The sequence below is a fragment of the Halolamina pelagica genome, from assembly GCF_001307315.1.
GTDB classification, from domain to species: domain Archaea; phylum Halobacteriota; class Halobacteria; order Halobacteriales; family Haloferacaceae; genus Halolamina; species Halolamina pelagica_B.
In genome coordinates this window covers 1215917-1232887 of sequence record NZ_LGUC01000001.1, presented here as the reverse complement: position 1 = coordinate 1232887, position 16971 = coordinate 1215917, and the positions used below count along the sequence as shown (strand labels likewise).

Here is a 16971-nt window from a genome sequence, read left to right as displayed (position 1 = left end):
GCCAGGTGTCGCCCACGGCGGCGCTCGCCGCCGTCGCGGCGATCGGCCTCGGCCTCTCGCTGTACGCGACCGTGTTCGCCGGCGTTGCCCCGACGGCTGACCGGGAGGTCGCCGATCCGACGCTCGCACGGGTGCACGACATCGTGGCGCCGGCGGGCGTCGCGACGCCCGCCGGGCTCGACGAGGCCCGAGCGGCCGGGCCGGACGGCTGGTCGGTCCGCGTCGAACTCCGGGCCGGAACGGCGCACTGGGCGGCTGGTGACACCCCAGCGCCGGATGCGGCGTTCCAGACGGCGGGGCGCCGCGTGCCAGTTCGGACCGCGCCGGGACAGGTGCGTGCAGGCTGGCTCCGGGTGGTGGTTCACCGGTGACGGCGGCCGCTCTCGACGCCTGTCTCTGCTTGCTGTTGATCAGCGCCGCCGCCGTCACCGTAACCAGCGTGCCCGCGTCGCCGGCCGTCACTCACACCGATCGGGCCGACGCTGTCGCGGGGACGCTGGCCGCGACAACCGCGGAAGTTCCGTACACGCTCGAGCCGTCGCCGAACGCAGCAACTGATCCCGACACCAACCCCGAGTTCGACCGCGTCGCCCACGGGACGTTGGCCTCGCTGCTGGCCGACGCCGCCGTCAGAACTGTCCGCGTCGATGGCGAGGCGCTGACGCGGACCAACGCGAGGTTCGCGACGGCAGTTCGCGAGGTGGTCGCCGACCGACTCCCGCCGCGAACGCGGGTGGTCGTCCGCTGGAAGCCGTTCCCCGACGCCCATCTCGGCCGGACGTTCGCCGTCGGCGACGACCCGCCGCAGTCGGCGGACGTACACGCCGAGACGATCCGCGTCCCGAGCGGCGTCGATGCGCCCAACACTGCCCACGTGACGGCCGAGGACGAGGGGCACCGAGCTCTCGCTCGTGTCGTGTCGGAGTCGCTCGTCGCCGGCATCCTCCCGCCCGAGAAGGCCCGACTGGCGCTCGGCGACGACGCGCCGCTGGACGACCTCGTTCGTCACCGCTACCGCCGGGCGAGCGCTCGATACGGCGTCGACACGGCGGCGGCGATCGAACGCGGCGACACCCGCGACGCGAACCGCCAGATAGCGGCGGCGATGGCCGATCACGTCGCCGCGGACCTCGAGCGAGCAAGCGAGAGCCCGGCCGAGGCCGTCGAACGGCTCGCGCTGGACAGCGTCGAGATCTCCGTCCGGACGTGGTCGCCGTGAGCCTGGCAGCCGACGACCGGGGGCGGGTCCCGTTCGCACTCGTGGGCGTGCTGCTGCTCCTCGGCGCCTCCGTGTACGCGACGGGGATCGCCGACAGAGCGCAGCCCTCGATCGAGCGCCCCGCGACGGCAGCGATGGACGACGCGCTCCGGGACGCGCGCCCGGCGCTCAGCGAGGCGGTTCGGGGTGCGGCTCGGGACGCGGCTCGCGAGCCAGTGACCCAGCCGGCGGATACGCCGGCCGGGCGAGCGATCAACGACTCCCAACCGTACCTGGACGCCCTCAAGCTCCGCATCGCGCTCGCCGCGCGCGAATCGCTCTCCGGCGTCAGCCGCCAGCACGGCGCTGTCGAGGCGCGTGTCAGCCTCCCCGCCGTGGACGGCTCGACCGCCTCGCTCCGACGCGCGAAGTCGGCTATCGAACTCGTCCCCGTCGACGACGGCGCGGCGATGCGCGTGACCGTTCGGAACGTCACGGTTCGGGCCTCCGAGGCAGACCGGTCGGTCGCCCAGCGACGCCACGACATCACGCTCACCGTCGAGACGCCGGTGCTCGCGCTTCACCAGCGGACCCGCGAGTACGAGCGTCGCCTGAACCGCGGCGCGCTGGTCGGTGAGGGGCTGGCACGCGGGCTGACGACACGCCTGACGGCGGTCGCGATGGCTCGAGCCAACGGTCGCTACGCCGGCGCGCCGATCCGGAACGTGCTCGCCAACCGCCACGTCGAACTCTCGACCAACGCCGCCTTGCTGGCCCAACAGCGAGCAGCGTTCGGTCGTCACGACCCTGCTGGCGCCCGCGCAGTCGACGTAGCGACAGTCGAGGTGGGCGTGTTGGACGTTCTCGGCGACCGCCACGGCGACGCCGCGACCGCGACGAACGCACTCCTAAACCCCAACGCCGTCGATGGGGCGACGACCGACCCAGCCGTCGGGGAGTTCGAACCCCAGCAGCCGACGACGGAGCCGATCGACGCCGATCCCGCGGCAGCCGCCGATCGGGCGTATCTCGCTGCCGTCTCGGGGTCGTCGACGGCCGGAAGCTACCGCGTCGAGAGCGAACTCCACGTCACGGTGCTCAGGCAGACGAGCGCGAGAGATGTTACCCCCAGCGCCGACAACTGGACCCTCGTCGACGAGGAACGCAGCGAGCGAACGGTCGTCACGACCCTCGAGGAGTCGAAAGCCGACGCGGCAGACACCGTCGTCGATACGATCCGGAAAGTGACGATCCATCACACCGTCGAGCGTCACTGGGAACGTAACGGAACAACGCGGACGACAACCACCGAACGGACCGAGACCGCCCGGGTCGCCGTACGCGTGACTGCGGGGTACGCGCCGGTCGACGCCGCACCCGACAGGCCGACCGAGCCGCTGTTCGAACGCGGCGGCGCGCTCGAGGGGCCGAACCTCGCCGGCGCACGCGACCGAGCGGCCGACGCGCTGCTCGACGCCAACGGCGGCGTCGACGCCGTCGCGGCGCGTGCCGTGGCCGGCGATGGTGGGCGCACTGTCGTCCACGAGCGGACGATCACCGCCGCACGGCCGAACGTACTCGGTGCGTGGGTCGCTGCCGACCTCCGGGGGCTCCGCCGTGAGGTGTCGAACGTCACTGTTTCCGTGCCGCGCTCGGCGATCGCGAGCGGCGACGCGAACGTCCCCGCGAGACTGGCCGAGAAACTCCGGGACCGCCGGCGGGAGCTGCTGGACGTGCCGGCGAGCTACGACGGCGCCGCCGACCGCGCGCGGGTCGCCGCCCGCGTTGCGTATCTCGAGCGCGTGCTCACAGAACTGGACGCGCGTGCGGCCGACGCTCGTGATCGGAACGTCGACTACCGGGACGAACTCGGTGATCGGACCACTGCCGAGCTCGCTTCGCTGATCGAGCTCGGCCGGTCGGACGAGCAGCGGTTCAGCGGCGCCGATAGCTACGAACAGCTCGGGGCAGCCGAGGACGAACTCGTGCTCACGCCCGACGGCGGCCCGGCCTACCTCACCCTCGCATCGATCGACCACGAACAGGAGCCGAGCGTGCCCCCCGGTGCGTCCGCCCACCCGCTAACTGCGCGGACAACGAACTGGGTGGCAGTGCCGTACGGCGACGCAGCCGACGGGATCGTGGATACCTTGCTTGGCGGCGGCAGCCGGACCGTGACTCTCGAGACGGCTGCGGGAACGTTGATCGCGGCAAACCGGACGGCCGAGGCTAGCAGTGACGATCCGGGCACAGCGTCGACCGCACTGGCGGCGAACCGCGACGAACTGGCGGCAGCGGTCGGCAGGTCCGTCGAGCACGCCGAGGACGCCGTCTGCGACGCCGCGACGAACGGAACCGGGATCCGGCGGTCGACGTGTCGTGCAGCGGTCGTCGACGCCCGCGGTCGCTGGCCGACGCTCGGCTACCGGGCGCAGGCGATGGCCAACGGGAGCTACGCGGCCGTGTTCGAGGGCGCGCTCACGGCACGGGACGTCGACGCGGCGACAGCCGATGAGGCGGCCATCCGCGTCCGCGTCCGGCTCCGCGAACTGAGCGGCGCCAAGTCGACGAGCGTGCCTGCGGCGACGACCAATGCGACCGCCTCCGTGGTCCAGCAAGCCGCCCGCGAGACGGCACGGAAGCAGGTCAGCGGCGCCCTGGAGAACGCCAGCGCCAGGGCAACCCGCCGACTGACTGGCGCCTCGCGACTGCCCGCGGGAGTTCCGGTCGCGCCGCCGCCGTACGCCTGGATCGCGACGGTAAACGGGTGGAGCGTCACCGTCCGCGGCGAGTACCAGCGCTTCACCGTCCGGGCACGGGCGCCCGCCCCCGACGGGACCGGCGGTACGGTTCGGTACGTCCGCGATGGCTCAGCGGCCCGACTCGACGTCGACGGGGACGGGGAGCGTGAACTGCTCGGGCGGAGTGAGCGCGTCGACTTCGAGGCGTCGACGACGATCGCCGCGGTCGTTCCGCCGGGGATGCCCGGTGTCGGCGACGTGGACGGCAACCGCGACGAGCAGTCGCCCGGCTGGCCCTGCCCTGGCGTCGACGACGAGTCCTGTACTGCCGGCGAACCGGAGTAACAACGGTTTTCCCCGGCGGGCGCCGAGGTCGAGTATGCTCTACGACGCAGTCGCGGCCGGCGACGAGGACTCCCCCGAGGCCCTCCTCGCGGCCTACTTCGAAGAGCTCGCGTCGGTGGTCGCCGAACGCGGCGTCGACACCGTCGCGGGCGGCACCGATCTCGACCGGGCGACCGTCGAGGCGATCGAGGCCGGCGAGCAGCCGGAGCTTACCCTCGAGGAGGCCGCCGAGGTGCTCGCGCTGGCGGACGACGCCCCCGACGCCGACACCATCGCGTGGGAGAGCCGGGATCACGTGCTGATGGGCATGACGACGGCGGTCGTCGACGTGGACACGATCGCCCGCGAGATCGACATCGACCTCGACGGCAAGGAGATCCAGCAGGCGATCGAGGGTCGGCTCCCGACCACGCTCGAACAGTTCGCCGCGATCCAGGCGTACGTCGACGCCCGGCGCTGATGCGCGTTCTCGTTCTCGGCTGTGGCTACGTCGGTCGCGAACTCGGTCGGCGACTCGTCGACGCGGGTCACGACGTGGTCGGCGTCGTCCGATCCGAGTCGAGCGCCGAGGCCGTGGCGGCAGCCGGCATCGACCCGATCCAGGGAGAGCTGACCGATCCCGATGTTGTATCGAGCCTCCCCGACGCCGACGTGCTCGTGTTCTCGGCCTCGGCAGGTCGCGGGAGCGTCGCGGAGGCGCGGGCGCTCTACGCCGACGGACTCCGTGCCGTGGTCTCGACGTTCGAGAGCCGCGGGTCGCCGCCGGATCGACTGCTGTTCACCTCCACCACCGGCGTCTACGGCGACCACGGCGGCGGCTGGGTGGACGAGTCGACGCCGGTCGACCCCGAGCGCCCGAAAGCGGCCGTCATCGCGGAAGCCGAAGCGATCGTCCACCGTAGCGATCTCGACAGCACCGTCGCCCGGTTCGCCGGGCTCTATGGCCCGGGGCGCTACCGGATCGAGTCCACACTCGATTCGGCGACTGCCGGCTGGCGGAACTCCGTTCACCGCGACGACGCCGCGGGCGCGCTGGCGTGGTTCCTGACCGAGGACGTAGCCCGCGGGGAGACGGTGCTGGTGACCGACGGCACGCCAGTCGACCGGTGGGAGTTCGCGGACTGGCTGGCCGAGCGCTGTGGCGCTCCGGAGCCCGAGAAGCTAACCATCGAGGAGCGGCTGGCGGCGCTGCCGGCGTCGGCGGCGCCGCGGGTGGCGAGCCAGAAGCGCTGCCGGAACGATCGACTGCTGGAGTTGGGGTACGAACTGCAGTATCCGTCGGTGTACGAGGGGTACGAGCCGGCGATCGACGCCGTCCGTCGCGGCGAGCGTCCCTGATTACCGGCCCTGTCGGAGCTCTTCGATCAGCTGCTCGATCAGGTCGTTCTGCCGTTCGAGCTCTGTCTGCTGCTGTTCGATCACGCCCCGGAGATCGTCGATCTCGGCAGCGAGGTCGGCGACGTCCGGTTCGGCCGCCGCGTCGTCGGTGTCGAGCTCGCCCGACTCCGTGTCGGCCGTCGCCGCCTCGACCTGCTCGATGAGGCGATCGGTGCCGTCGTCCGACTGGTCGGGCGCCGCCGGCTCCGGCTCCGGCTCCGACTCCGGCGACGATTCCGGTTCCGCGTCGGGGACGGGGGTCTCACCCTCGTCGAACAGGTCGGGTCCGTCACCGAACGGGGAGTCGCCGTCCGTGTCGGCGTCGGCAGCGTTCTCGTCGGCGTACTTGGCGCGGAGTTCGTCGATGTCGCGCACGTCGTGGTAGGAGAGCAGGGCGTCGGTGATGGCGGCCTCGACCGCCCGGGCGTCGTCGTTCGGTGCTTTGAACCGCTCCTGTCGACCGTCGTGCGTGAGCACGACGCTGGTGGCGACGTTGCCGGGTTCGAAGTCGAGATCGGTGACGTGCTCGAAGGGGTACTCCTCGAACTCCTCGTCCCAGACCGCTTGGCCGATGTGTTTGACCACGCGCTTGCTGGTGACGATGAGGGTGAGTTCCGAGAACCGGAACGTGCGCTTGACGGTCTCGCCGGCGTCGGTGATCCCGTTGGCGTCGAGCACGCCAGCCAGCAGCGGGTGGAGCACCGCGTCGAACTTCCCTTTCGGCACCGAGAGCGTCTCCTCGCCGTCGAGGCCGTAGTCGAGCGTGAGCTTGGCCTTCCGGCGGCTCGTCGAGAGGGTGATGCGTTCGGCGTCGTGGGGGAACTCCTCGACGGTCTCGTCGGAGAGCAGCCCCTCAGCGCGGTAAACCAGCGTTCGCGTGGGCGTGACCAGCAGTCGATCCTCGCCGCCCAGATCGACCTCCGCGACCGGCTCCTCGCCCTCGAGGTGTGCGGTAACGGTCTCCGGCAGGCTCATGGGTAGGCGTTCACCCCGGAGGCCATAAATCCGCGTGGCTCGCGGCGTCGAAAGAGATGGGAGGTTTTAAGTCCGAGATCCGATTACGCCGTAATGCGGCCGGGTGGCTTAGCTGGACATAGCGCCGCACTCATAGGGTATCGAGATTCGGTGCGGTACGCCTTGGAAGATCCGCAGCGCCCACGGGGCCCGCCGAGCCTCGGACCTGGGTCATGCGGAGATCGCGGGTTCGGAGCCCGCCCCGGCCATCTTCGGTTTTCACCGACGACGAGCGAACACCGTGAGCGTGGCGTCCGAAAACCGAGCGGCACCTCGCGGGCGGAGAACCCGGAACGGTCGCCGTGAACGGCGCACCGCGGCGTGAACGGCGATACGGGAGCGCTCCGCGCTCCCGGGAGTTTGAGCCCGCCCCGGCCATTCTCACGAACCGATAGCCGACCGGCGACCGTACTGGCCGGAACCCGCCGACTTTTGCCCATCGGGGACGCCAGCCCAGCCATGACCAACCACGACCGAACCGAGGAGATGACGTTCCGGGAGCAGCTCACGGCCGGCGACGCCCCGATCGGGAGTTGGGTGTCGCTCGGCTCCCCCGCGGCCGCGGAGATCGTCGGCGCCCTGGAGTTCGACTTCGTCGTCGTCGACACCGAACACACGCCGCTGTCGGTCGAGAGCGCGGGCGAACTCGTCCGCGCCGTCGACGCCGCGGGCGACACCGACACGGTGGTCCGCGTGCCCGAGAACGACGCCACCCAGGTCAAGCGGGCGCTGGATCTCGGCGCCGCGGGCGTGATGGCGCCGCGGATCGAGAGCGCCGCCGAAGCCGAGGCGCTGGTCTCGGCCGCGCGCTACCCGCCCGACGGCGAGCGCGGCGTCGCCGGCAGCCGCGCCAACGGCTACGGCGCCACCCTCGACACCTCCTTCACCGCGGCCAACGACGCCGTCGCGGTGCTGCCACAGGTCGAGTCCGCCGCGGGCGTCGACCACGCCGAGGCGATCGCCCGCGTCGACGGCGTCGACACGCTGTTCGTCGGGCCCGCCGACCTCTCGGCGGATCTCGGCTGCTTCGGCGAGTACGACGACCCGGCGTTTCGCGACGCGCTCGACCGCGTGCTCGCGGCGGGCGCAGCCGCGGACGTGCCCGTGGGCACGCTGGCGACCAGTCCCGCGGAGATCGACGCCTGGCACGAGCGGGGGCTGGACTACCTCATCGTCGGCACCGACATCGGCTACCTCCGCCGCGGCGCACGCGCCGCGAGCGAGCGCTACGCGTCGCTGTTCGGGGAGTAACGGCGCTGGGGCAGCTACTCCGAGTCCCCTGCGTCGGCGAGGTCAGCCGGCCGGCGCAGGCCGTAGTAGCCCGGCGCGTCCTCGGCGGGTGGTTCGGCGACGACGAGGTCGTCGGCGTTGTTCATCACCCACGGGATCGCCCAGTCCAGCAGCACCGCCTCGGTCTCCTCGTCGATCTCGGCGTCCGGTTCGAGCCCCTGCAGCAGGCGGGCGATCTCGTACACCGTGTACATCTGGTCCTCGACCAGTAGCTCCTCGGGGTGTAGAAGTCACAGGGGTGGAGCCGGTCGAAGCTCTCCTTGGCGCGTGGCATACGCCCGGCTTCGGACGGGACGGCGTAAACGCTACTGGTCCGGCGTCGACGGCAGCGGCGCTCCGGGGCGAGTCGTGAAAGAAATCGGGGCGGCGACGCGTTCCGGCTTCGTGCGACGCGAGAGTAGCGAGTCTACTCGAACAGCTCGACGGCCTGCTCGTACCGCGCGGCAGGCTCGTCCCAGTCGACGACGTCGAAGAACGCGTCGATGAAGTCCCCGCGAGCGGGACCGTAGTCGTAGTAGTAGGAGTGCTCCCACACGTCAAGCGCGAGGATGGGGTGGCTCCCCCAGAGTGCGCCCTGGTCGTGCTTGTCGACGACGACGTTGCGGAGCTGGTTGCTGTAGGAGTCGTACACGAGCAGCGCCCACCCGCCGGCGGCGCCGGCAGCGGCCTCGAACTCGCCCTTCCAGGCCTCGTAGGAGCCGAAGTCCTCCGCAATGCGGTCGGCGAGTGCACCCGACGGCTCGTCGCCGCCCTCGGGACTCATGTTCTTCCAGAACAGGTCGTGGAGGATGTGCCCCGACCCGTTGTGGGTCACGTTGCGGATCGCGCCGGCGGAGTCGCCGAACTCACCGTTCTCGCGGTTCTCCGCGAGCGTCTCCTCGGCGCTGTTCCAGCCGTTGACGTAGCCCTGATGGTGGGTGTCGTGGTGCCACGTCAGCACCTGCTCGCTAATGGACGGTTCCAGCGCGTCGTAGTCGTACGGGAGCGGCGGCAGTTCGTACTCAGTCATGGGTGAATCACCACTCGTTTGTTGGGTTGCGGTTCATGTTAAATCTTGAGGAAACGTTTGGTAGCGTGGCGCACGCGACGGTTCCGGAAGACCAGCAGACCGTGCCGGAACGGGCACGCACTTACGTGGCTGTGCCACAGGGTCGGTATGGGCTGGCGCGGGGTCTCACTCGTCTCCGGCTGGCAGTTCACCGCCAGCCTCTGTTTCTACACGGTGTTCGCCGCCACCGCGTTCGTGCGCGAGGGCTTCAGCGTCTCGCTGGGCGTCACGGGACTGACCGTCACAGCGGTGATGCTGGGCTACACCGCGCTGCTGTTCGGCACCGGTGCCGCCACCGACGCGTTCGGCGAGCGGCCGCTGCTGGTGTACGGCCTGCTCGCGCTCGCGGCCGGGATGGCGTTCGTCGCCGTCGCGCCCACGTTCCCCGCGCTCCTCGTCGCGCTGCTGTTCGTGGGGTTCGCGTACGCGACGGCGATGCCGGCGACCAACCGGGCGGCGATCAACGTGGCGCCCCCGGGCCGGGAGGCGCTGGCGATGAACGTCAAGCAGGTCGGCGTCACCGCGGGCAGCGCCGTCGCCGCGCTGCTGATCGCGTGGATGGCGACGACCGACGCCGCGGCCGTGGTGGGGATCGTCCGGTTCGACTGGCAGGCCGCGTTCCTCGCCGGCGCCGTGCTGGCCGTGATCGTCGCCGTCGTCACCGCAGTTCGGTACGAGGGGATGCCCGCGAGTGGCTCGCTGTCGGTGCCGGACGTGCGTTCGCTGCTCGACGACCGCGCGTACCGCGGGCTGCTCGTCTCGGGGTTCTTCCTCGGCGCCGCGGTGTTCACGACCACCAGCTACGTGGTTCCCCACGTCACCGACACCGTCGCCGCCACCGCCAGCGTCGGCGGCGCCGTGCTCGCGACGGTGCAGGTGACGGGGAGTCTGGGCCGGCTCGCGGGCGGCGAACTGGCCGACAGGATCCCGGGGCGACCCACCCGTGGCCCGGCACTCGTCCTCGCTGCGCAGGCCGCACTCGCGGGCGCGGGGTTTCTCGCCGTCGTGGTCGCCAGCGGCCAGACGACGACGTGGCTGGCGTTCGGCTTCCTCGGCGTGTCGATGCTCGGCTTCCCCGGCGTCTACTACGCGACGATGACTGCGCTGGTCGACGACGACGAGGTCGGTGCAGCCACGGCGGGTGGCCAGAGCGCGCTCAACGTCGGCGGCCTCGTCGCGCCGCCGCTGTTCGGCACGGTCGCCGAGAGCGTCGGCTACGACGTGGGCTGGACCGGTCTCGCGGCCCTCACGACCGCCGCGGCCGTCGCGGTCTGGGTCGCCATCGCCCGGGATTAGCGATCCACGAGCACGTCGCCGCGGCGCTCGTACTCCAGCGTCGTCGCCACGCTGTCGGCCACCTCGGCGCCGAACTCCCGTTCGACCAGGTAGAGCGCGAGGTCGATGCCGCTGGTGACCCCACCGGCGGTCACGACACGCCCGGTGTCGACGATGCGTGCGTCGGGCACCTCGACGCCCGCCCCCGGAGGTCCTCGACCGCCGACTGGTGGGTGATCGCGGGGCCGTCGCCGAGGACGCCGGCGCGTTCGAGCAGCATCGCGCCAGTACAGACCGACGCGATCGTCGCGCCAGCCTCGTGGTGGGCGGCGATTCTCGGCGGGAGGTCGCCGGCGTCGTACTCGCGGCGGACGCCGCCCTCGCCGCTGGACCAGCCACCGCCCGGCACCACGAGCAGGTCCGGCGCGTCGGCGGATTCGGGGTCGGCGAGCGTCCTGTCGACGTCGTGGAGCGAAGCTCCACTGGCAGCCGGACTCCGTCCGGTGACGCCCACGTCGAGGCCGTGGCTCGCGGTGACGCGCTCCTGGGGCTCGGCCGTGATCAGGGAGACCGTACAGTCGGCGCCGGCGCGTGCGGCGTTCTGGAACACCTCGAAGGGGCCGACTGCGTCGAGTTCGTCGAAGCCGTCGAACAGTAGCACGTCGATTCGTGTGGTCATGAAGGGCTGTGGGTGGCCGGCGAGCAAAAGCGCGACGGCGGCGACCCGGCGGGTTCCGCGAAGGAAACGGTTAATCCCGGGCGGGCGGGAGCCGAACTATGGCCAACTGTCCGTCCTGCGAGCGCGAGGTACGGAAACTCGAGCGCGCGTTCATCGACGCCGACTGGGGGAGCCGGTAGTCTGGCAGTGTCCCCACTGCGAGACGATTTTGGGGACGACAGATACCGCAACGCACGGGTAGCCCGCCAGCCACGGCTCGCGACCAGCAGCGGTCTCCGGACCGCTGCAGGAAGCGTGATGCCGTGGCTGTGTAAGGACCTAAGCACGGCTCGCGACCAGCAGCGGTCTCCGGGCCGCTGCAGGGAGCGTGATGCCGTGGCTGTGTAAGGACCTAAGCACGGCTCGCGACCAGCAGCGGTCTCCGGGCCGCTGCAGGGAGCGTGATGCCGTGGCTGTGTAGCCAACCGCGGACTGTCGTGCCCTACTCCTCGGGATCTTCGCCGCGCGCTCGCTTGTACATCGCCAGCGCCTGCTCTCGGCGGTGGCTATGGTCGACGATGGGGTCGGGGTAGTCGGGGGCGAGATCCGCGCGCTCCGCGTCGCTCAGCTCCGGCCAGTCGTGGATGGCGTCGGCGTCGACGCCGCGGAGCTCCGGGACGTACTCCCGGATGTACTCGGCGTCGGGGTCGTAGCGCTCGCCCTGCGTGGCGGGGTTGAAGATCCGGAAGTACGGCTGGGCGTCCGTGCCCGTCGACGCCGCCCACTGCCAGCCGCCGTTGTCGTTGGCAGTGTCGTGGTCCGCGAGATGGGTCCGGAAGTGGTCGTAGCCCGCCCGCCAGTCGATCAGCAGATCCTTCGTGAGGAAGGAGGCGACGATCATCCGCACGCGGTTGTGCATCCACGCCTCCGCGCGGAGCTGGCGCATCCCGGCGTCGACGATCGGGTAGCCCGTCTCGCCGCGTTTCCACGCCGCGAGTTCGTCGGCGTCGTTGCGCCACTCGATCGGCTCCTCGTACGCCTTGTAGTTCTGCGAGACGATCTCCGGGTTGAAGTAGAGCACCTGGGCGTAGAACTCCCGCCAGGCGAGTTGGGACTGGAACGTCCGGACGCTCTCTTGGGCGGGGTCGAGTTCGTCGTCCGCTTCGGCATCGTCCGCCTCAGCGTTGGCGTCCCCTTCGGTCTCGGCGTCGTCCCGCGCTTTCGCCGCTGCCATCGCCGCCTCGGTCGCCTGGTACACCTCCCGTAGCCCGATCGTCCCGAACTTGAGGTGGGGCGAGAGCCGGGAGCTCCCGGCCCGAGCCGGGTACTCGCGGTCGGACTCGTAGCTGAAGATCGCCTCGTCGCAGAACGCCGCGAGGCGGTCGCGGGCGGCCGCGGTCCCCCCGGACTGTACGTCCGCAGCCGGGTCCGCGAACCCGAGCTCCTCGATCGACGGCAGACTCGGGCAGAGCGCATCGTCGAGGTCGAAATCGCCGGCGCCGCCGTCGAGCGTCGCTGGCGCGATCGCGTCTGTATCCGCGAGATCGCTGCCCGCGGGCGAGGCGAAGGGGTCGGGCTTCTCGCGGTCGCGCCACTTCTTCCAGAAGTACGTGTAGACGGAGTACGGATCTCCCGCGTTGGTCCGGATCATCCCGGGTTCGTGGAGTACGGCGTCGTGGTGGGTGTCGGTGTCGAAGCCCGCGGCGTCGAGTGCGTCCGCGACGCGCGCGTCGCGGTCCTGTGCCAGCCCCGAGTAGTCAGCGTTCCAGTGGACCGTCTCTGCGTCGACGGCCGCCGCCAGCGCGGGCAGCACCGCGGCGGGGTCGCCGCGGGCGACGACGAGGTCGCTCCCGCGCTCACGGTACGTCTCGCGGAGCTCCGCGAGCGAGTCGAGCATGAACCGGAGCCGTGCGTCGCTCGCGTGCGCCAGAACGGCGTCGTCGAAGACGAACACGGGAACCGTGTCGTCGGCGTCGTCGACGGCCGCCGCCAGCCCCCGGTTGTCCGCCGCCCGCAGATCGCGTCGATGCCAGAAAACCGTCATGGCGGCGAGTCGGCCGGCGACGCCGTGAAACTACTGGCTTGGCAAAACCTTCCGGTACAGTCCAGTTAACGACTCCCAGACGGCGGTCGGAAGGGAACCGTTTAGTTCGTCCTCACGAATCAAGTGACAGCGACCGATTCAGTCGGTCCGAACCGCTCCGCCCGCCCTCCGTGCGGCGTCACACCCACAGCGACTGCTAACGCACTCACAGCGACTGCTGATGCACCCCAGACGCCGGTCACGGCGGGCAGGTGGGCCATCAAACTATGAACACACGGAACACCGCTCTCTCGCTCGCGCTCGTACTGCTCCTCGCAGCCGTCGCTCCCGCGGCGGCCGCGACCGCACCCGTCGAATCCGACGCCGTCGGCGACCTCACGGTGACCACGGCGCCCGCGACCACCTCGGCCACCGCCGCCGCCGAGGCGGGTAGTCAGTCCGACCCGACCAACAGCATCGTCTCGGCCAACGACGTCGTCGTCCTCCGACTCGACGCCGCCGGCGTGGCCGCCGAGGCCGACGACGACGGCACGCTGCTCGGCGACGAGCTCGAACTCTCGCTCCAGCAGACCGAGAGCAGCGTCGACACCAACGAGTCCGCCAAGACGCTCGCGGCGACCGCCGACACCGAGGGCGTCGCCGCCAACGCCACGGAGAACGCCGTCTACGTCGCGATCGACCTCGAGAAGACGACGTTCCAGCAGGGCAACGGCAGCTCGGTCGCCGCGGTCGGCGACAGCTTCACCGCGTCGGCGACGCTGACCGACGCCGTCACCGACGGCGAGAACTACACTCGCACCGCGACGTTCGGCGTCGTCGAGCCCAAAGTCAACTTCCTCGACGGCGTGACCGAGGCGCCCGCGGGCGAAGTCGTGAACTACGAGGTCGCGACCACGCTCGCGCCCGGCACTTCGCTGACGTTCTCGCTGGTCTCCAACGCCGGCGGCGAGAGCAGTGCCGAGACGACGACGCAGGTCACGGTCAACGACAACGGCCGTGCGACCGGTCAGTTCTCCTTCTTCACCTTCGAGGCGAACGAGGAGTACACGATCAGCATCACCTCGGAGGAGGCGGGACTGAACAAGACATGGACGGGCACGGCCCAGGCGACGGGCACCCAAACCGAAGAGCCGACTGACACGTCGACCCAGACGAGCACGTCGGCGCCCGGCTTCGGTGTCGTCGCCGCGCTGCTCGCGCTGGTCGGCGCCGGCTTCGTCGCCCGCCGCGAGTAACGCCCCCGACACCACCCGTTTTACCGCCGGTAGGATCCCGAGGAGCCGCGCATATCGAACCGAAACGTCTTTTCGAAGCTCCCTCGCAGTCGGTCTGTGAACGAGGAACGCCTGCAGTTCTGGTCGCTCTACCTCTCGCGGTTCGCGACGGGCTTTGGCTACTCGACGCTGGCGCTGCTGATCCCGTTCTACATCGAGGTGCTGAACGCCTCGGAGTTCATGGGTGGGCTGTTCATCACGGGCTTTACGCTGGCCCAAACGATCGTCGTGATCCCGCTCGCGTGGGCGGGCGACCGGTACGACAAGAAGAACGTCCTGCTCGGCGTGCTGAGCGTGAGCGTGCTGGCCTACGTCGCGTTCGCGAACGTCCAACCCATCGGCGAGGTGGTGGCCGCGGCCGCGGCGTCGCTGTTCGGCGTGGAACTGTCGACCAGTTTCGCCCACAGCAGCGCGTTCATCGGCGTCCGTGCGCTGCAGGGGGTCGTCGTCACCGGATCCGGGCTGATGACGCTCTCGCTGGTCGGTGAACTCGCCAACCACGGCGAGCGGGCCAACGCCATCGGGAAGGCCAACTCGGTGCGGTTTTTGGCGTCGATTCTCGGGATGATCATCGCCGGCGGCCTCTACCAGATCGTCGGGTTCACGCCGATCTACACGGTGATCGTCGCCGCCTTCGCGCTCGGCCTCGCCGGTGTCTGGCTCTACCTTCCGGCCGACGAGACACGCTCGTACGGCAACCCGTTCGCGGGACTGGCGCTCAACAAGCGCATCATCACCCTCACCTCCTTCCGTGCGCAGTACGCCGTTGCCGTCACCGTCGTCCGCTCGTGGGTATCCATCTACGCCGGCGTCTCTGCCGCTCGCGGCGGGTTGGCGTTCGCTGGGCTCGCGGTCGCGTTGGTTCTCGTCGCGGAGAAACTGACGAACATGCTCTGCCAGCCGTTCACCGGGCGACTCTCGGACAGCTACGGCCGCTCGCTGTTCGTGTTCGCCGGCGGGGGTGCCTACGGACTCGTCGCACTGGCGGTGCCGTTCACGCCGGCGATCGGCACGGCAGTTGGGCTCCCGGAGACGTACGAGCTGATCGTTCCCTCCCTGCTCAGCGACGTATTGGGGGTTGGCGCGGGCTACTCAGTGCTCGGCACGCTCGGGCCGGCGTTCGTCCCGCTGCTCGTGGTCAACGGGCTGCTCGGTGTCGTCGACGCGTTCCGCGAGCCGGCGAGCATGGCGCTGTTCGCCGACGAGGGCGCCGACGAAGGCGGCATCGCCGCCAGCTTCGGCATCCGCGAACTCGTCTGGCGCCCCGGCAGCGTGCTCGGACCAGTGCTGGCCGGCTGGCTCTGGAGCCAGTACGGCATCGGGACGGTGTTCTTCGTCGGCGGCGCGTTTGCGGTCACAGGTGCCATCACGTTCGCGGTCGTGCTCACGCATTTCCACGGCCGGTCCGCCCTGACGGAGTGGTGAGCGCTCAGGCGCGGGCCGTCGCCTCGATCCCGGCGAGCTGATTCAGCGCCAGCACGGTCCGGAGCGGCGTCCCGGCGTCGCCCCGGTCGAACAGCAGGCCGTCGGTCTCCCGGACGTGTGTCAGCACCACGTCGGAGGCGTGCTCGGGCGCGCCCGCGATCCCGGCGTCGAGCCGGTCCACCCACTCCATCACCCGCAGATCCGACTTGGAGTCGCCGAGCACCAGCGCGAACGGGTCGTCGATACCGAGCACGTCGAACGCGGCCTCCACGCCGGCGACTTTGTCGAGTTCGAGCGAGGTGATCTCCGCGGCGTCGGCCTCGTAGTATCCCACGTCGATGCGCTCGAACAGTTCCCGAACCGGCTCCGGCACCGTCGTCCGGGGTACCGCGGCGTCGACGCGGTCGAGCACGGTGGCGATCTCGGCGTCGGCGGCGGCGTAGTACGCGCGGGCCCAGCCCGCGGCCGGTCCCTCGATCCCCGTCTCGTCGGCGACCGCCCGTCCAAGGGAGTCGATCTGGTGGCGCAGCCCCTCGTCGATCACCGCCCGGGCGTCGTCACTGCCGGTCTCGTGGTTGGGTTTGAGCGTGACGCTGAACTCGTTGCCCTGCAGGTGACAGCCCCGCGCGACCGCGGTCGGTGCGTCGCCGAGCGCGCACGAGCGCACCTGCTCGAACACGCGGCGGACCGACGATGCGAGCTCCTCGTACAGGAGCTGCTTGGTGTCTGAGCCGTGGCCGGGCGTGAACACGCCGTTGCCGGCCTCGTACACCACCGAGAGCTGGCCGGAGTGGACGAGCTCGCTGCCCAACCCCTGGACGAGAAACCCCTTGACGTTCTCGAGCGTCTGCCCGGTGCAGATGACGATCGGGACGCCGGTGTCGTGGAGTTCGGTGAGCAAGTGAAGCGTCTCGCGGGGGATTTCGTTGTCCGTTCCGCCGGCCGACCGCAGGGTTTCGTCCACGTCCAGCACGAGCGCGTTGACCGTCCGCCCCTCCCGCTCCCAGAGGTCGACGGCTCGCCTCGCCACCTCCCGGGTCGCGCGGCCCGCGATCTCGGCGTACGCCTCACCGAACGCGTCGGCGACGCGAGCGTTCCGGCTCTCGAAGTCCGCGCGGGCGGTCTCCCAGCGCTCGAGCGCCGCCGTGGAGTCGACCGGCGGGAACAGCTCCACGAAGTCACGCAGCGAGCGGATCGACGCGGTGTCGAACTCGTCGTACAGCCGATCGAGCCTCTCGCGGTGGTCGACGCCGGGGCGGTCGCGGTTTCGCATGTCTCAAAA

The 16971-nt window shown here is 70.5% G+C and carries 13 protein-coding genes, 1 tRNA gene and 2 pseudogenes; 10 read left to right on the top strand and 6 right to left on the bottom strand.

Going from position 1 to position 16971, the window contains the following annotated elements; genetic code table 11:
* Positions 1–5: 5 nt before the first annotated feature.
* From SY89_RS06505 to SY89_RS06485, 5 genes are read left to right on the top strand one after another with little or no spacing between them, the layout of a single operon-like run.
* On the top strand, positions 6–371 hold the full coding sequence (locus tag SY89_RS06505; protein ID WP_054583602.1) for a DUF7285 family protein: 366 nt from the start codon (positions 6–8) through the stop codon (positions 369–371).
* Positions 368–1219 (top strand): DUF7284 family protein, encoded by an 852-nt coding sequence (locus SY89_RS06500; RefSeq protein ID WP_144427149.1) that lies wholly within the window; start codon positions 368–370, stop codon positions 1217–1219. Before SY89_RS06505 ends, SY89_RS06500 begins: the two co-directional genes overlap by 4 nt.
* The gene (locus SY89_RS06495; protein WP_144427148.1) at positions 1216–4284 is read left to right on the top strand and encodes a DUF7286 family protein; all 3069 of its coding nucleotides are present in this window, start codon (positions 1216–1218) and stop codon (positions 4282–4284) included. Before SY89_RS06500 ends, SY89_RS06495 begins: the two co-directional genes overlap by 4 nt.
* A gap of 34 nt (positions 4285–4318) precedes the next feature.
* A complete protein-coding gene (locus tag SY89_RS06490) occupies positions 4319–4744 on the top strand; it encodes a DUF5791 family protein (RefSeq protein ID WP_054583599.1) in 426 nt (141 codons plus the stop codon).
* Positions 4744–5622 carry an NAD(P)H-binding protein gene (locus SY89_RS06485; protein WP_054583598.1) on the top strand — a complete coding sequence of 293 codons (879 nt, stop codon included), beginning with the start codon at positions 4744–4746 and terminating at the stop codon, positions 5620–5622. The genes SY89_RS06490 and SY89_RS06485 overlap by 1 nt, the downstream gene beginning before the upstream one ends.
* Here the strand turns inward: SY89_RS06485 and SY89_RS06480 are convergent, their stop codons facing one another.
* A complete protein-coding gene (locus tag SY89_RS06480; protein WP_054583597.1) occupies positions 5623–6636 on the bottom strand; it encodes a DUF7115 domain-containing protein in 1014 nt (337 codons plus the stop codon). It lies immediately after the preceding gene.
* 97 nt (positions 6637–6733) lie between these two features.
* Between SY89_RS06480 and SY89_RS06475 the strand changes: the two genes are divergently transcribed.
* Positions 6734–6884, top strand: a tRNA-Met gene (locus SY89_RS06475).
* Positions 6885–7134: 250 nt separating this feature from the next.
* On the top strand, positions 7135–7926 hold the full coding sequence (locus tag SY89_RS06470; protein WP_080506613.1) for an HpcH/HpaI aldolase family protein: 792 nt from the start codon (positions 7135–7137) through the stop codon (positions 7924–7926).
* 14 nt (positions 7927–7940) lie between these two features.
* On the opposite strand, the pseudogene SY89_RS06465 reads toward SY89_RS06470, so the two are convergent.
* Together SY89_RS06465 and sod are read right to left on the bottom strand one after the other, a co-directional pair.
* Positions 7941–8239, bottom strand: a pseudogene (locus tag SY89_RS06465) (DUF5827 family protein).
* Positions 8240–8371: 132 nt separating this feature from the next.
* Complete coding sequence (sod, locus tag SY89_RS06460) at positions 8372–8974, bottom strand: superoxide dismutase (protein WP_054583596.1); 603 nt, start codon at positions 8972–8974, stop codon at positions 8372–8374.
* 147 nt (positions 8975–9121) lie between these two features.
* On the opposite strand from sod, the gene SY89_RS06455 reads away from it, so the two are divergent.
* Positions 9122–10309 (top strand): MFS transporter, encoded by a 1188-nt coding sequence (locus tag SY89_RS06455; protein ID WP_054583595.1) that lies wholly within the window; start codon positions 9122–9124, stop codon positions 10307–10309.
* Here the strand turns inward: SY89_RS06455 and SY89_RS06450 are convergent.
* Both SY89_RS06450 and SY89_RS06445 read right to left on the bottom strand, forming a co-directional pair.
* Positions 10306–10967 (bottom strand): annotated as a pseudogene (locus SY89_RS06450) (DJ-1/PfpI family protein). The gene SY89_RS06455 and the pseudogene SY89_RS06450 sit on opposite strands and share 4 nt — an antisense overlap.
* A 481-nt stretch (positions 10968–11448) precedes the next feature.
* Complete coding sequence (locus SY89_RS06445) at positions 11449–12990, bottom strand: cryptochrome/photolyase family protein (RefSeq protein WP_054583594.1); 1542 nt, start codon at positions 12988–12990, stop codon at positions 11449–11451.
* Between the two features lie 266 nt (positions 12991–13256).
* Between SY89_RS06445 and SY89_RS16470 the strand changes: the two genes are divergently transcribed.
* Both SY89_RS16470 and SY89_RS06435 read left to right on the top strand, forming a co-directional pair.
* Positions 13257–14225, top strand: a complete 969-nt coding sequence (locus SY89_RS16470; protein WP_054583593.1) for a PGF-CTERM sorting domain-containing protein — start codon at positions 13257–13259, stop codon at positions 14223–14225.
* Between the two features lie 96 nt (positions 14226–14321).
* The gene (locus SY89_RS06435; RefSeq protein WP_054583592.1) at positions 14322–15689 is read left to right on the top strand and encodes an MFS transporter; all 1368 of its coding nucleotides are present in this window, start codon (positions 14322–14324) and stop codon (positions 15687–15689) included.
* Between the two features lie 4 nt (positions 15690–15693).
* Here the strand turns inward: SY89_RS06435 and SY89_RS06430 are convergent, their stop codons facing one another.
* A complete protein-coding gene (locus SY89_RS06430; protein ID WP_054583591.1) occupies positions 15694–16962 on the bottom strand; it encodes an HAD hydrolase family protein in 1269 nt (422 codons plus the stop codon).
* Positions 16963–16971: the final 9 nt, after the last annotated feature.

Coding starts and splice junctions, on each gene's coding strand:
- SY89_RS06445 (WP_054583594.1), bottom strand. CDS start 12,990: ATGACGGTTTTCTGGCATCGACGCGATCTGCGGGCGGCGGACAACCGG.
- sod (WP_054583596.1), bottom strand. CDS start 8,974: ATGACTGAGTACGAACTGCCGCCGCTCCCGTACGACTACGACGCGCTG.
- SY89_RS06470 (WP_080506613.1), top strand. CDS start 7,135: ATGACCAACCACGACCGAACCGAGGAGATGACGTTCCGGGAGCAGCTC.
- SY89_RS16470 (WP_054583593.1), top strand. CDS start 13,257: ATGAACACACGGAACACCGCTCTCTCGCTCGCGCTCGTACTGCTCCTC.
- SY89_RS06485 (WP_054583598.1), top strand. CDS start 4,744: ATGCGCGTTCTCGTTCTCGGCTGTGGCTACGTCGGTCGCGAACTCGGT.
- SY89_RS06430 (WP_054583591.1), bottom strand. CDS start 16,962: ATGCGAAACCGCGACCGCCCCGGCGTCGACCACCGCGAGAGGCTCGAT.
- SY89_RS06490 (WP_054583599.1), top strand. CDS start 4,319: ATGCTCTACGACGCAGTCGCGGCCGGCGACGAGGACTCCCCCGAGGCC.
- SY89_RS06455 (WP_054583595.1), top strand. CDS start 9,122: ATGGGCTGGCGCGGGGTCTCACTCGTCTCCGGCTGGCAGTTCACCGCC.
- SY89_RS06480 (WP_054583597.1), bottom strand. CDS start 6,636: ATGAGCCTGCCGGAGACCGTTACCGCACACCTCGAGGGCGAGGAGCCG.